18 protein-coding genes are annotated in these 12,447 nt (G+C 65.3%); 14 read left to right on the top strand and 4 right to left on the bottom strand.

Annotation, left to right across the window (positions count from 1 at the left end; all coding sequences use genetic code 11):
• The first annotated feature begins 176 nt into the window (after nt 1-176).
• From DBR12_RS02265 to DBR12_RS02250, 4 genes are all read left to right on the top strand, one after another.
• Nucleotides 177-593: a DUF4087 domain-containing protein gene (locus DBR12_RS02265; protein WP_108615760.1), complete on the top strand. Its 417-nt coding sequence runs from the start codon at nt 177-179 to the stop codon at nt 591-593.
• 119 nt (nt 594-712) lie between these two features.
• Complete coding sequence (locus tag DBR12_RS23505) at nt 713-1,120, top strand: VOC family protein (protein ID WP_108615759.1); 408 nt, start codon at nt 713-715, stop codon at nt 1,118-1,120.
• Nucleotides 1,104-1,472 carry a hypothetical protein gene (locus DBR12_RS02255; RefSeq protein ID WP_146185446.1) on the top strand — a complete coding sequence of 123 codons (369 nt, stop codon included), beginning with the start codon at nt 1,104-1,106 and terminating at the stop codon, nt 1,470-1,472. The genes DBR12_RS23505 and DBR12_RS02255 overlap by 17 nt, the downstream gene beginning before the upstream one ends.
• A gap of 75 nt (nt 1,473-1,547) precedes the next feature.
• Nucleotides 1,548-1,916 carry a VOC family protein gene (locus tag DBR12_RS02250; protein ID WP_108615757.1) on the top strand — a complete coding sequence of 123 codons (369 nt, stop codon included), beginning with the start codon at nt 1,548-1,550 and terminating at the stop codon, nt 1,914-1,916.
• Nucleotides 1,917-1,953: 37 nt separating this feature from the next.
• Here DBR12_RS02250 and DBR12_RS02245 read toward each other — a convergent pair whose 3' ends face one another.
• From DBR12_RS02245 to DBR12_RS02230, 4 genes are all read right to left on the bottom strand, one after another.
• Nucleotides 1,954-2,232, bottom strand: coding sequence for a YkgJ family cysteine cluster protein (locus DBR12_RS02245; RefSeq protein WP_108615756.1), 279 nt, complete (start codon nt 2,230-2,232; stop codon nt 1,954-1,956).
• A gap of 79 nt (nt 2,233-2,311) precedes the next feature.
• Nucleotides 2,312-2,929 carry an NADPH-dependent FMN reductase gene (locus DBR12_RS02240; protein WP_108615755.1) on the bottom strand — a complete coding sequence of 206 codons (618 nt, stop codon included), beginning with the start codon at nt 2,927-2,929 and terminating at the stop codon, nt 2,312-2,314.
• Between the two features lie 80 nt (nt 2,930-3,009).
• Nucleotides 3,010-3,540: a DUF1772 domain-containing protein gene (locus tag DBR12_RS02235; RefSeq protein WP_108615754.1), complete on the bottom strand. Its 531-nt coding sequence runs from the start codon at nt 3,538-3,540 to the stop codon at nt 3,010-3,012.
• Between the two features lie 57 nt (nt 3,541-3,597).
• Nucleotides 3,598-4,197, bottom strand: a complete 600-nt coding sequence (locus DBR12_RS02230; protein WP_233244255.1) for a Crp/Fnr family transcriptional regulator — start codon at nt 4,195-4,197, stop codon at nt 3,598-3,600.
• Between the two features lie 152 nt (nt 4,198-4,349).
• On the opposite strand from DBR12_RS02230, the gene mnmG reads away from it, so the two are divergent.
• The 10 genes from mnmG (at nt 4,350) to DBR12_RS02180 (ending at nt 12,086) form a co-directional block, all read left to right on the top strand.
• The gene (mnmG, locus tag DBR12_RS02225; protein ID WP_108615761.1) at nt 4,350-6,335 is read left to right on the top strand and encodes a tRNA uridine-5-carboxymethylaminomethyl(34) synthesis enzyme MnmG; all 1,986 of its coding nucleotides are present in this window, start codon (nt 4,350-4,352) and stop codon (nt 6,333-6,335) included.
• A gap of 2 nt (nt 6,336-6,337) precedes the next feature.
• Nucleotides 6,338-7,015, top strand: a complete 678-nt coding sequence (gene rsmG, locus DBR12_RS02220; protein WP_108615752.1) for a 16S rRNA (guanine(527)-N(7))-methyltransferase RsmG — start codon at nt 6,338-6,340, stop codon at nt 7,013-7,015.
• A gap of 108 nt (nt 7,016-7,123) precedes the next feature.
• Nucleotides 7,124-7,738, top strand: a complete 615-nt coding sequence (locus DBR12_RS02215) for a LysE family transporter (RefSeq protein ID WP_108615751.1) — start codon at nt 7,124-7,126, stop codon at nt 7,736-7,738.
• Between the two features lie 36 nt (nt 7,739-7,774).
• On the top strand, nt 7,775-8,587 hold the full coding sequence (locus DBR12_RS02210; RefSeq protein ID WP_108615750.1) for a ParA family protein: 813 nt from the start codon (nt 7,775-7,777) through the stop codon (nt 8,585-8,587).
• A 34-nt stretch (nt 8,588-8,621) separates the two neighbouring features.
• Nucleotides 8,622-9,164, top strand: coding sequence for an alpha/beta hydrolase (locus DBR12_RS02205; protein WP_108615749.1), 543 nt, complete (start codon nt 8,622-8,624; stop codon nt 9,162-9,164).
• Nucleotides 9,161-9,430: a hypothetical protein gene (locus tag DBR12_RS02200; protein WP_108615748.1), complete on the top strand. Its 270-nt coding sequence runs from the start codon at nt 9,161-9,163 to the stop codon at nt 9,428-9,430. Before DBR12_RS02205 ends, DBR12_RS02200 begins: the two co-directional genes overlap by 4 nt.
• A gap of 24 nt (nt 9,431-9,454) precedes the next feature.
• Entirely contained in the window at nt 9,455-9,751 is a 297-nt protein-coding gene (locus DBR12_RS02195; RefSeq protein WP_108615747.1) for a cupin domain-containing protein, read from the top strand.
• Between the two features lie 37 nt (nt 9,752-9,788).
• Nucleotides 9,789-10,706 carry a ParB/RepB/Spo0J family partition protein gene (locus tag DBR12_RS02190; RefSeq protein WP_108615746.1) on the top strand — a complete coding sequence of 306 codons (918 nt, stop codon included), beginning with the start codon at nt 9,789-9,791 and terminating at the stop codon, nt 10,704-10,706.
• A gap of 404 nt (nt 10,707-11,110) precedes the next feature.
• Complete coding sequence (locus DBR12_RS02185; protein ID WP_108615745.1) at nt 11,111-11,320, top strand: hypothetical protein; 210 nt, start codon at nt 11,111-11,113, stop codon at nt 11,318-11,320.
• 19 nt (nt 11,321-11,339) lie between these two features.
• A complete protein-coding gene (locus DBR12_RS02180) occupies nt 11,340-12,086 on the top strand; it encodes a class I SAM-dependent methyltransferase (RefSeq protein ID WP_108615744.1) in 747 nt (248 codons plus the stop codon).
• The last annotated feature ends 361 nt before the right edge of the window (nt 12,087-12,447 follow it).

The following is a 12,447-nucleotide window of genomic DNA, read 5'->3' as shown; positions in this document are numbered from 1 at the left end:
GAGCGGGGAGGTAGAGTGTGCGCCCAATGCACCGGATCGGGCGGGGCCTGGGCTTAGACGCGCGGGGCCGCCGCTGTGTGACACCAGAGTATCAAGCGCTTCGCTTTTGATAGCTATCAAGGCATGATGGACGCGCCGAAGGGCCCATTTTTCTTCAAATCCAGAGAGGACCACCCATGCCACCCGCCTCCACCCCACTGCGGCGCCACGCCCGCCACCTGGCGCTGGGCGCCGCGTTGCTGGCCTGCGCCGTGGCCGCCAGCGCCCAAAACACTGCTGTGCCATCGACCAGCCGCGCTGCCCCGCTGGAAAACCGCTGCGGCTGGTTCCACAACCCCACCCCCGGCAACGCAACCCTGACCGACCGCGATGGCGAGTGGGTGATCGCCACCCAGGGCGGCGCCAGCGCCGAGGGCGACTGGCCCGTGTTCACCGACGCGCAATGGACAAAGACCAACGGCCACTACGGCCACGGCTGCGCCTGCATGAAGGTGGTGGTGGACCGCCGCGAGCAGCGGGTGCTGCGCATCGCCTCGGCCACGGCCAAGCCGCTGAAGGCGTGCCGGGAGGATCGGGCGTTGCCCAGGCCGTGAAAAGCAACAGGCGCAACGGATCGACGGATAGGCATGACCGTCCAGCCGATTTCGGTCGGGCCTGCGTGCGGCGGTGGCTATAGTGAGGCGGCGACCCACTACACCCTCCCCCAAGCGCTATGAGCATTCATCTGAGAATCGCACGCCCTGTGCGCGACCTGCATCACGCTGTCGCGCAGTACCAGCAGGGCCTTGGCCTGGAAGAGCTTGCAAGCTTTGCGGACCACGATGGCTTTGATGGTGCCATGCTTGGGTTTCGCGGGGCGGATTTCCACTTCGAGTTCACCGTCTGCCGCAGGCACCCAGTGACGCCGCAGCCAACGCCCGAAGATCTGTTTGTCTTCTATGCTCCAGATCATCAGGCGTGGACGGAACGTTGCCAGGCGATGCGTGGCGCTGGCTTCAAGGAGGTCGAATCGTTCAATCCGTACTGGAGCCAGCAGGGCTGCACGTTTGAGGATGGGGACGGTTACCGGGTGGTGATTCAGCGCGCTGCGTGGAACCCTCCGCTTGTCCGTCACCAGTAGCTTCACCATGCGCCTATTCCTCGTATCTCTGAGCCTTGCACTATTGGCGCTCTCCCTGGCCGCCTATTGTTTTGTGCAGATCCCGCTCATCAAAGACCCCATTGCAGCGGTGATTTCAAATCTGGAAGATCAACTTCTGGCGGACCGTTCCCAGCTGAGCCAGCCGGAAGCCGAGCGTCTTGACGCGCATTTGCGGGTTCTTCGCTTCGACACTCAAGCTTTGAATGCTGCACACACAAACCTTTGGCGTGCGGGAGTGCTTGGTTTTCTGGGCTTGGGGATTGCGAATCTGGTGGTGGCCGGTGTCGCATACAAAAAGCACAAACTACAAAATGCCAACGGCGCCGGGTGACGCGCCACCATTGCGCTGGTCAGCGTACAAGTTCACAGTGCTGGTTTTCGGTTTCCCAACCCCAAGGAGAGCCCTATGCCCCATGCCTTGAACTGGTTCGAGATCCCCGTGACCGACTTCACCCGCGCCAAGACTTTCTACGAAACGGTGTTGGGCATCACCATCGCGCCCATGGCCATGGGCCCGACCATGATGGGCATGTTATCCACCGACCCCGAGGCCGTGGGCGGCGCCATTGTGCAGGGTGAGGGTGGTGTGCCTTCGCAAAACGGGACGATGGTGTACCTCAACGGCGGAGACGACCTGGCCCCCCTGCTGGCGCGTGTGGCGCAGGCCGGTGGCCAGGTGGTGGTGCCCAAGACAGAGATTGGTAGTGACTTCGGGTTCTTTGCCCACTTTGTGGACACCGAGGGCAACAAGGTAGGTCTGCACTCGATGAAGTAGCAGTCACCCGGTCAGGCGGTAAGAGGAGGAAGATCGGCTACGCCACCGGTTCGTCCACACTGCCCGGCTGCGTCAGTCGCTCCAGCCGCATCAGATACACCAGCGCTTGCTCGTTGGTGGTGCCGCACATTTCAGTGGATGGCATCAACCCGCCGCACACCGCCGGGCGCTCGGGCTGCCCAAAAATGCGGCAGCGCGCATCGTCCCCCAGCTGGATGCAGCGCTCCCCCGCCGGTTTGCCCTGGGGCATGCCCGGGATGGGCGAGCTGATGGAGGGGGCGGTGCAGCAGGCGCCGCAGCCGGGGCGGCAATCCATGGGTGTGTTGCTCTTGTTTGTATAGCTGTCTGGGCTTATGGGGCAGGCGCAAGGGCCTTTTTTGCCCCTGCTTCAATGCTCACTGTCCCGTGGCGGCCTCACCATTGAGCCGGGCCGATGCCCACAGCACCTGGTCCACCACGGCGCGCACGCGGTCGCGGTGAGGTTGCTGGATGAGGGCGCCGCTGTCGTCAAACGCGCTGCCCGCTGAGCCCAGTGCAAACGCCTTGGGCGCCAGCCAGCATTCCAGGTTGGTCAGCAGCGGGCCCAGGTGGCTTTGGGAACGCAGGCCGCCCAGGGCGCCGGGCGAGGCGCTGAGCATGCCCACCACCTTGCCGCGAAAGCTCTTGGTGCCGTCCTGCCAGTCGGGGTGGCCTTTGACGGGGCTGGAGGCCCAGTCGATGGTGTTCTTGAGCAGGGCGGTGTAGCTGCCGTTGTACTCGGGCGAGCAGACGATCCAGGCCGGGTGCTGCCACAGGATTTCCTTCAGGCGGATCACATCGGCGGGCGTGCCCTGGGCTTCGAGGTCGGCGTTGTAGAGCGGGATGTCGAAGTCCGACAGCTCCATCAGCGTGACGCTGGCCCCCGCATCGCGCGTGATGGCCGCCGTGGCGTGGGCGAGCTTGCGGTTGAACGATTGCTGGCGCGTGCTGCCGGCAAAGACGAGGAGGGAGGAGTGGGTGGTGGTGTTGGGCATGGTGCCTGCGATTGAATCACAGGCGCGCGGCAGGAATCCTGCAAGCCGGGGCAGGTGACGGGATTCAGGGTGTGCAGTATTCAGGGGGCGGTGCGCCTAGCGCCAAGGCGCACCACCAGCGTGCCCAGCGCCACCACAAAGCAGCCCAGGCTGAGCCACGCGCGCCACAGGTTGGCGGCATTCCACTGGTCGCGCACCTGGGCCCAGTCGGCGGGCAGGGCCTGGGGGTTCCAGGCTTCGGTGGTGTAGTTCAGGGGCAGGTTGACTTGGTGGGTGAAGGCAATGATGCCCAGCAGGTAGGCCACACCGACCAGGGCCAGCAGGCGCCACCACAGTGTGCGGTGGTCCCGCCATGCCGTGGCCAGGGTCAGAGCGCACCACGCGGGTGGGCCAAAGAACATCGCAAAGAACAGCGCATGCCGCACGTTGCGATTAAAGGCCGATTGCACGGTGGCGTAGGTGGTGCCATCCATTTGCAGCATGGCCAGGTTGACGTTGGCGCTGTAGGTGCCGAAGAACCCGGCCATGAGGCCGAGCCACACAACGGCGAGGGCGTGGGGCAGGAGGGAAAGCAGTACTGGCGAGTGGTGCAGGGGAGCAGTGGTGGTCATGTCCAGGACCTTGGTAACGAGGTGCCCACACTGTGCCGGTGGCACCCGCCCCGCGCCTTATCCTTTGATAAGCCCCATCTCGCTGCGCAGGCGGGAGAGCGACACATCGGTCACGCCCAGATAGGACGCCAGATGCTTGAGTGCGATGCGTTCGGCCCACTGCGGGTGCTGCTCCAGCAAACGGGTGTAGCGCTGGCGGGCGCTGAGTTGCAGGAACTCCCGCTCGCGCTGCATCTTGCCGTCGAGCAGGGCGCAGAGCACCCGGTGCTCCAGGGCGGCCCACGGTGCCCAGCCCGCGCTGGGCAGCGGCGCGTTCGCGTCGGCAGGCAAGGGCAGCGCCCACACCACGCTGTCTTCCATCGGTTCCACGTGAAACATCGCCCGCTGCTGGCGCAGTGTCGGGGTGATGGGCCAGCACAGGGCACCGTCCAGAAAGAAGTTCTTGTTGGACTCTGCGCCGTCGCGGTCCAGGTAGTACAGCCGCAGGGCGCCTCGCTCCACCCACCACAGGTGCCGCCAGTGCTCGCCCGCGCGGATCAGGGGCTGGCCGCGTTGCCGCTGCAGGCACTGGGCGCTGGTCCACCAGGTCTGTACGGCTGTCGGTGGCGGGCCGAGCAACTGGGTCAGGAAGAGGGTGAGGGGCGTAGAAACAGACACGGTCTGCGCAAAGTGGGAAAATCGCGGGTTGCCTGCTGGGGCGCCGGGTGCGCCCGCCACCAGCAGGGCCGGTGAACGGCGCCTTGGGTGAAGGTGCCCGTATTCACCGGATGTTTTGATTATCGGGCCCGCCAGGCCCCGGAGTGTTCCCCATGTTGTACCCCCAGGAATTTGATGTGATCGTTGTCGGCGGTGGCCATGCAGGCACCGAAGCCGCGCTGGCCGCTGCGCGCATGGGCAGTAAAACGCTGCTGCTGACCCACAACATCGAGACACTGGGGCAGATGAGCTGCAACCCCAGCATTGGCGGCATCGGCAAGGGCCACCTGGTGAAAGAGGTGGATGCGCTGGGCGGGGCGATGGCGCTGGCCACGGACGAGGGCGGCATCCAGTTCCGCATCCTCAACAGCAGCAAGGGCCCGGCCGTGCGCGCCACGCGGGCGCAGGCCGACCGCATTCTGTACAAGGCGGCCATCCGCCGGATGCTGGAGAACCAGCCCAATCTGTGGCTGTTCCAGCAGGCGGTGGACGACCTGATGGTGGAGGGCGATCGCGTGGTCGGCGCCGTCACGCAGGTGGGCATCCGTTTCCGCAGCCGCACCGTGGTGCTGACGGCGGGCACCTTTCTGGACGGCAAGATCCACGTGGGCCTGAACAACTACGCCGCTGGCCGGGCAGGGGACCCGCCCGCCGTGTCGCTGAGTGCGCGCCTCAAGGAGCTGAAACTGCCCCAGGGCCGCCTCAAGACTGGCACCCCACCGCGCATCGACGGGCGCAGCATCGACTTCAGCCAATGCACCGAGCAGCCCGGCGACGGCATGCCCGGTGGCGTGAACGAGGGCACGGTGCCCGTGTTCAGCTTCATGGGCAATGCGGCCATGCACCCCGAGCAGGTACCTTGCTGGATCACCCACACCAACGAGCGCACGCACGAGATCATCCGCAGCGGCTTTGACCGCAGCCCCATGTTCACCGGTAAGATCGAGGGCGTGGGCCCGCGCTACTGCCCGAGTGTGGAAGACAAGATCAACCGCTTTGCGGACAAGGACAGCCACCAGATCTTTCTGGAGCCCGAAGGCCTGACCACGCACGAGTATTACCCCAACGGCATCAGCACCAGCCTGCCGTTCGACATCCAGTACGACCTGGTGCGCAGCATGCCGGGGCTGGAGAACGCGCACATCTTGCGCCCCGGCTACGCCATTGAGTACGACTACTTTGACCCGCGCTCGCTCAAGAGCAGCTTTGAGACGCGGCAGATCCAGGGGCTGTTCTTTGCGGGCCAGATCAATGGCACCACCGGCTACGAAGAGGCGGCAGCGCAGGGCCTGTTTGCGGGTATCAACGCCGCGCTGCAATGCCGTGGCGATGCGCCCTGGCTGCCCGGTCGTGACGAGGCGTACCTGGGCGTGCTGGTGGACGACCTCATCACCAAGGGCGTGACCGAGCCCTACCGCATGTTCACCAGCCGGGCTGAGTTCCGCCTGCAACTGCGCGAAGACAACGCGGACATGCGCCTGACGGAAGTGGGGCGCCAGATGGGCCTGGTGGACGATGCGCGCTGGGATGCTTTCAGCCGCAAGCGTGATGCGGTTTCACGTGAAACAGAACGCCTCAAAGCCACCTGGGTGAACCCCCGCAGCCTGCCCGCCGCCGAATCCGAGCGCGTGCTGGGCAAGAGCATTGAGCACGAATACAACCTGTTCGAACTGCTGCGCCGCCCCGATGTGAGCTACGCCAACCTGGTGTCGATGGATGGCGGCAAATACGCATCCACCGATGTTTCACGTGAAACCCTGGGTGACCTGAGCGATCCGGTGGTGGAGCAGGTGGAGATTGCCGCCAAGTACGCGGGCTACATCAACCGCCAGAAGGACGAAGTGGAGCGTGCCGCACACTTTGAAAAGCTGCGTCTGCCGCCGGACCTGGACTACATGCAAGTCACGGCCCTGAGCATTGAGGCGCGCCAGGTGCTCAGCCGCCACCGGCCCGAGACCCTGGGCCATGCCTCGCGCATCACCGGCATCACGCCCGCGTCGATCTCGCTGCTGATGGTGCATTTGAAAAAGGGCGGGTTCAAGGAGTTCGCTGTGGCACCAGCAACGCCCACCAAGGCAGAAGGCGAAGTGGCGGCATGACGATGGCGGTGAACAGCAACAACGACAGCCTGCGCCAGCAACTGCAAGCCGGGGCCGATGCCCTGGCGCTGGGCCTGAGCGATGCGCAGGTCGGGCTATTGATGGACTTTCTGGCGCTGCTGCAAAAGTGGAACAAGGTCTACAACCTGACGGCTGTGCGCGACCCGCAGGAGATGATGACGCACCACCTTCTCGACAGCCTGGCCGCCGTGGCGCCGCTGCGCCGGCATGTGGCGGGCCTGCAGCAGGGTGGGGCGGCGGCGGTGAAGCTGCTCGATGTGGGTTCTGGCGGGGGCCTGCCCGGTGTGGTGTTTGCCATCTGCTGCCCGGATGTGGATGTGAGCTGCGTGGACACCGTGGGCAAGAAGGCGGCGTTCATCCAGCAGGCGGCGGTGGCGCTCAAGCTGCGCAATCTGCATGGTGTGCATGCGCGTGTCGAAACGCTGACCACGCCGTTTGACCTCATCAGCTGCCGCGCGTTTGCCTCGTTGCCAGACTTTGTGACCTGGTCGCGCAGCGCACTGGCCGCGCCCCATGGCGGGTGGCTGGCCATGAAGGGCAAATACCCCGAGGATGAAATCGCCGCGCTGCCTGCGGATGTGGCGGTGTTTCACGTGGAACAGCTTGCTGTGCCGGGGCTGGATGCTGAGCGTTGCATCATCTGGATGAAGCCCGCCTGACCTTCGGGCACCGACTTTTCAACGAGCGGGCGGGGGGCTCGCGTAAACTCGACTCCTCACTTCGGGTGCATCGATTCTGTGCACCCATCCAGCACACCGGGAGAAACCATGTTCGGCATCGCAGACTACGGCGCCTTTGTCGCCGCCATCGTGTTGTTCCTGCTCATCCCAGGCCCTGGCAATCTGGCGCTCATCACCTCGACCAGCAAGGGCGGCATCCGGGGCGGTATGGCCGCCACCCTGGGCGTGATTGCGGGTGACCAGGTGCTGATGTGGGCTGCGGTGGCCGGTGTGGCCACGCTGCTGGCCACCTACCCGGCAGCCTTCAATGCCGTGCAGTGGCTGGGCGCGGCCTACCTGGCGTGGCTGGGTTTCAAGATGCTCACCGCCAAGCCGGGTGCCCAGCCCATCCTGAACATCGAGCCGCGCCACTACTTCAAGCAGGCCGCGCTCATCACCTTGCTCAACCCCAAGGCCATCGTGTTCTACATGGCGTTCTTTCCTCTGTTTGTGGACCCGGCCCGGCACCAGGGCATGCTGACCTTTGGCGTGATGGCGGCCACGGTGGCTGTGCTCTCGTTTCTGTATGGCCTGATCGCCGTGCTGCTCACCCACCACCTGGCCGAGCGCATGCGCGCCAACCCGCGCATCGGCCGCATGCTGGAAAAAGTGGCGGGTGTCTTCCTGATCGGTTTTGGCATCAAGCTCGCCATCTCCAAATAAAACAACGACAACAACAACACGGACTGCAGCACCCACATGGCCAAAATCTTTTGCGTTGCCAACCAGAAGGGTGGCGTTGGCAAGACCACCACCACCGTCAACCTCGCCGCCGGCTTGGCCAAGATCGGCCAGCGCGTGCTGATGGTGGACCTGGACCCGCAGGGCAACGCCACCATGGGCTCGGGCGTGGACAAGCGCAGCCTTCAGCTGTCGGTGTACGACGTGCTGCTCGAATCCGCCTCGGTGAAAGAGGCGGCCGTGTTGTCGGACAAATGTGGCTACTGGGTGCTGGGCGCCAACCGAGAACTGGCGGGCGCCGAGGTGGAACTGGTGGCGCTGGAACACCGCGAAAAGCGCCTGAAGGCCGCCCTGGCCGAGGCCGATGGCGACTTCGACTTCGTGCTCATCGACTGCCCACCGTCGCTCTCCATGCTCACCCTCAACGGCTTGTGCAGCGCACACGGCGTGATCGTGCCCATGCAGTGCGAATACTTCGCGCTGGAAGGCCTGACCGATCTGGTCAACACCATCAAGCAGGTGCACGCCAACCTCAATACGGACCTGCAGATCATCGGCCTGCTGCGCGTGATGTTCGACCCGCGCATCACGCTGCAGCAGCAGGTGAGCGACCAGCTCAAGGGCCACTTTGGCGACAAGGTGTTCAACAGCGTGATCCCGCGCAACGTGCGCCTGGCCGAGGCGCCCAGCTACGGGTTGCCGGGCGTGGTGTTCGATCCGGCCGCCAAGGGCAGCCTGGCTTTCATCGAGTTTGCGCAAGAGATGGTCGCGCGCGTGAAAACCATGCCCGCTGCGGGCTCTTCCATGGCAAAAATGCCTGCTTCCGCCTGATGGGTAAGCGTTAGTAGCTATTAAATTGATAGTGATGAAGGCTTCCAACGTCTTGTTGCTGCCCGGCTGGCAGAACTCCGGCCCCGACCACTGGCAAAGCCTGTGGGAGGCCGCGCATGGCTACCACCGCGTGGAGCAGCACGACTGGATGCGCCCGCTGCGTGGCGACTGGTCGGCCCGCCTCGAAGAAACCGTGCTTGACGCCGATGGCCCGGTGGTGCTGGTGGCGCACAGCCTGGGCTGCATTCTCACCGCTTGGTGGGCGGCGCACACCCGCCATGCGGCCAAGGTGCGCGGCGCGCTGCTGGTGGCGCCTGGCGATGTGGAGCGGCCCGACCTGGCTGCGCAGATACACGGCTGGGCGCCCATTGCACGCCAGCCGCTGCCGTTCCCGGCCACGTTGGTGGGCAGCCGCAATGACCCGTATTGCAGCTTCGAGCGTGCCGAAGGGCTGGCGCAGGCCTGGGGTGCGCGGTTTGTGGACTATGGCGAGCGCGGGCACATCAATGCCGAATCTGGCCTGGGCGACTGGGACGAGGGGCGGGGCTGGCTGATGCAGCTCGTCACCCCGGCATGAGCCGCTGGGCCTTTTGGCGCAAGCGCCCGCCAGTGACGGCGAACGGCGCTGTCCCTCCATCTCGGCGGGTCACGGCTGACTTCTCCTGGCTTGGCGACGCCTTGCAGCTGGTGCTGGCCTGGTTGCTGCCCAGCGGGGCGGTGGTGGTGGGCGCGCTGGGGCAGTTCATGCTGGCCCTGGTTCTGCTGATGGTGGCGTTCGGTGTGTGGTTGCGCCTGTGGCGCAGCCGCAAAAGGCGCCGCGCCATGGGCCGTGCGCCGCGTTGACAACCCCTGTTCCGTTTCGCATCCATGTCCAAAATCTCCCTCGCTGCCATTGCCGACCAACTGCCCCGCGCCTGGAACTCCACGGTGGTGGGCCAGGCCGCAGGCGCCAACCTCAAGGTGCTGCGCATGGACGACGCGGCCTACCCTGACGAATCGCACGACTTTGACGAGGCCCTGCTGGTGCTCGACGGCTGCATGCGCCTCGACCTGCAAGGCCAGGTCACCGAGGTGAATGCGGGCGAGGTGTTCATCGTCCCGGCGGGTGTCCCCCATGCCGTGGCGCCCGGCAGCCACGGCACGCTGGTCATCATCGACCGCTGATTCTTCCCCTCCTTTTTCCTTTCGCGAGACGCATTTCATGGTCACCAAAAAACCCAAGGGCCTCGGCCGAGGCCTGGAAGCCCTGCTGGGCCCCAAGGTCGAAGACAAAGTGGAGCAGGCCCAGGCCGCTGAGGCGGGCCTGCCCAGCAGCCTGCCGCTGAGTGAACTGGTGCCCGGCGTGTACCAGCCGCGCACGCGCATGGACGAGGGCGCGCTGTACGAGCTGGCCGAGTCCATCAAGGCCCAGGGCATCATGCAGCCTATCCTAGTGCGGCGCCTGACGGACGGCGAGCATGCGGGCAAGTACGAAATCATCGCGGGCGAGCGGCGCTTTCGGGCCTCGCGCCTGGCGGGCCTGGCCGAAGTGCCGGTGCTGGTGCGCGACGTGCCCAACGAGTCCGCCGCTGCCATGGCGCTCATCGAGAACATCCAACGCGAAGACCTCAATCCGCTGGAAGAAGCCCAGGGTCTGCAGCGCCTGGTGCGCGAATTCGGACTCACGCATGAGCTGGCCGCTCAAGCCGTAGGCCGCTCGCGCAGCGCCGCCAGCAACCTGCTGCGCCTGTTGAACCTGGCCGAGCCGGTGCAGACCATGCTGATGGCGGGCGACATCGACATGGGCCACGCGCGTGCGCTGTTGGCGCTGGACCGCGCCGCGCAGATCACGGCGGGCAACCAGATTGCGGCCAAGAAAATGTCGGTGCGTGAGGCCGAGGCACTGGTGAAAAAGCTCAGTGCCGAGTTCAGCCTGGTGCCCCAAAAGCCCAAGAAGGAAAAGTCGCGCGACTTGAAGCGCGTGGAAGAAGAACTGTCGGACCTGCTGATGGCCGAGGTCGAGGTGCGCGTGAAAAAACGCGTCAAGCGCCATGGCCGGGTGGAAGACATGGGCGAGCTGGCCATCCAGTTTGGCTCGCTGGAGGCATTGAACGGCCTGATCGACCGCCTGCGGGGCTAGGAGCCTGCGCGGCAGAAGGAGCATCGGCTGCACCACGCTATCTGGCTCATAAATAGGCGTCTTTTCGCCTCCGGCAGCGTTGCGAATCCTCGCGATACACCCTGTATCGCTCCGGTTTGCGCCTTGCCAGTGCCAAAAATCCATCCTTTTCATTTGTGCCTTCAAGCATGAAACACTGCGCTGGGCCCTGGACTGCTTGCCCCGGGGATGCGTGAAATAGCGCACACAAGCGGTTTCCACAGGTAACTTGTACAGGCAAAATGCGTTTGTGCGGGGCCTACACTGCACTGTGTTCAACACACCCGGGTTGACCGCAAGGCCTTGGCAAGCAGCGATGCAATGCTGCGCTGTGGCCCAGAAGGTTTGCCGGGTGACTCTTCCTGTATCTCCCCGAGCAGACCACCATGACTCCTTTGCGCTTTGCCCCGTTGCCTGCCTGTCGGGCCGTTGGCCTGTGCGTGGCTTCGCTGGGCGGGTATGCCCAAGCCAAGAAACGCCCCAAGATCCAGCGGTGGATGGACCTGCCCACCCTGCCCACATGCGCCGTCGTTGGCATCTCCGGCGAGGTGTTAAACCCTAACCATTTGCTGCTGCGCGGCCTGGTCGGGCGCTGAGCGGAGGCAACAGAGACCCATGCTGGCCCTGCGTATGCCCTGGCCCTTGCCCGCGCTGGTGGCGTGGGCGGGCGCGTGGCTGATTTTTGTGGCGCTGCAGCGTGCTGCCGTGCCGCCTGTGGGGGCTTTGCTGGCCGCCTGCGTGCTGGGCACGGCTGCCAGTGTGCTGGGCGGCAGCTGGTGGCGGCGCGGGCTGATTGCGGCGGGGTTCCCGTTGTCGCTGGCGCTGCTGGGCGCGGCCAGCCTGCCGACCTGGGCTTGGCTCGTGCCGCTGGCGCTGCTTTTGCTGGTCTACCCGCTCAACGCCTGGCGCGATGCGCCGCTGTTTCCCACGCCGCGTTACGCGCTGCAGTCCCTCGCCGTGCAGGCGCCGCTGCCGCTGGGTGCGCGGGTGCTGGATGCCGGTTGTGGTCTGGGCGATGGCCTCAAGGCCCTGCGCCACGCCTATCCAGCTGCCCAACTTGAAGGGTTGGAGTGGAGCTGGCCGCTGCGCCTGTTGTGCGCCGCGTTGTGCCCCTGGGCCCAGGTGCGGCGCGCAGACATGTGGAAGGCTGACTGGAGCCCCTATCGCATGGTGTATTTGTTCCAGCGCCCCGAAAGCATGGCCCGCGCTGCCGCCAAGGCCCAGGCCGAACTGGCCCCCGGCGCCTGGCTGGTGAGCCTGGAGTTCGCCGTGCCCGGCGTGTTGCCCAGCGCCCAACTGCGCGCGCCGGGTGGGCGGGTGGTGTGGCTGTACCGCATGCCACTGAACTGCGTGGAGGGCTGACATGCGCCGCGCCCGGCTTTGTGTGTCAGCCTGTGTCAGAGGCCCTGAATGGTTACAGAAAAGATACAAGCTTTTGCTACATTGCCCCCCTGGCTACAACCTCATACATAAGAACCAAGAAACTCACAGCCAGAGGGGGGCGCACAGAGTGCCGCTGCGCATCGGGAGGGATGCAGGCGGGCTGTCGGCAACTTCCTTGTCCGGTTTTCCTGCGCCACACCCTGCAGCGCTGCTGACACGGTGTGCTGCCTTGCGGCTGGCCACCAGGCCCGGCAGCTGCAAGGCGCGTGGGCTACGCCGGGGTTTTTCTGGTGCCTAACCGATCGTCGTGCAAGGAGCATCCATGACCCCCCCCCTGTCC

Source organism: Acidovorax sp. HMWF029 (assembly GCF_003060895.1).
In the GTDB taxonomy this organism is placed as follows: Bacteria; Pseudomonadota; Gammaproteobacteria; order Burkholderiales; family Burkholderiaceae_C; genus Acidovorax.
This window is presented reverse-complemented; position numbering and strand designations above follow the sequence as displayed.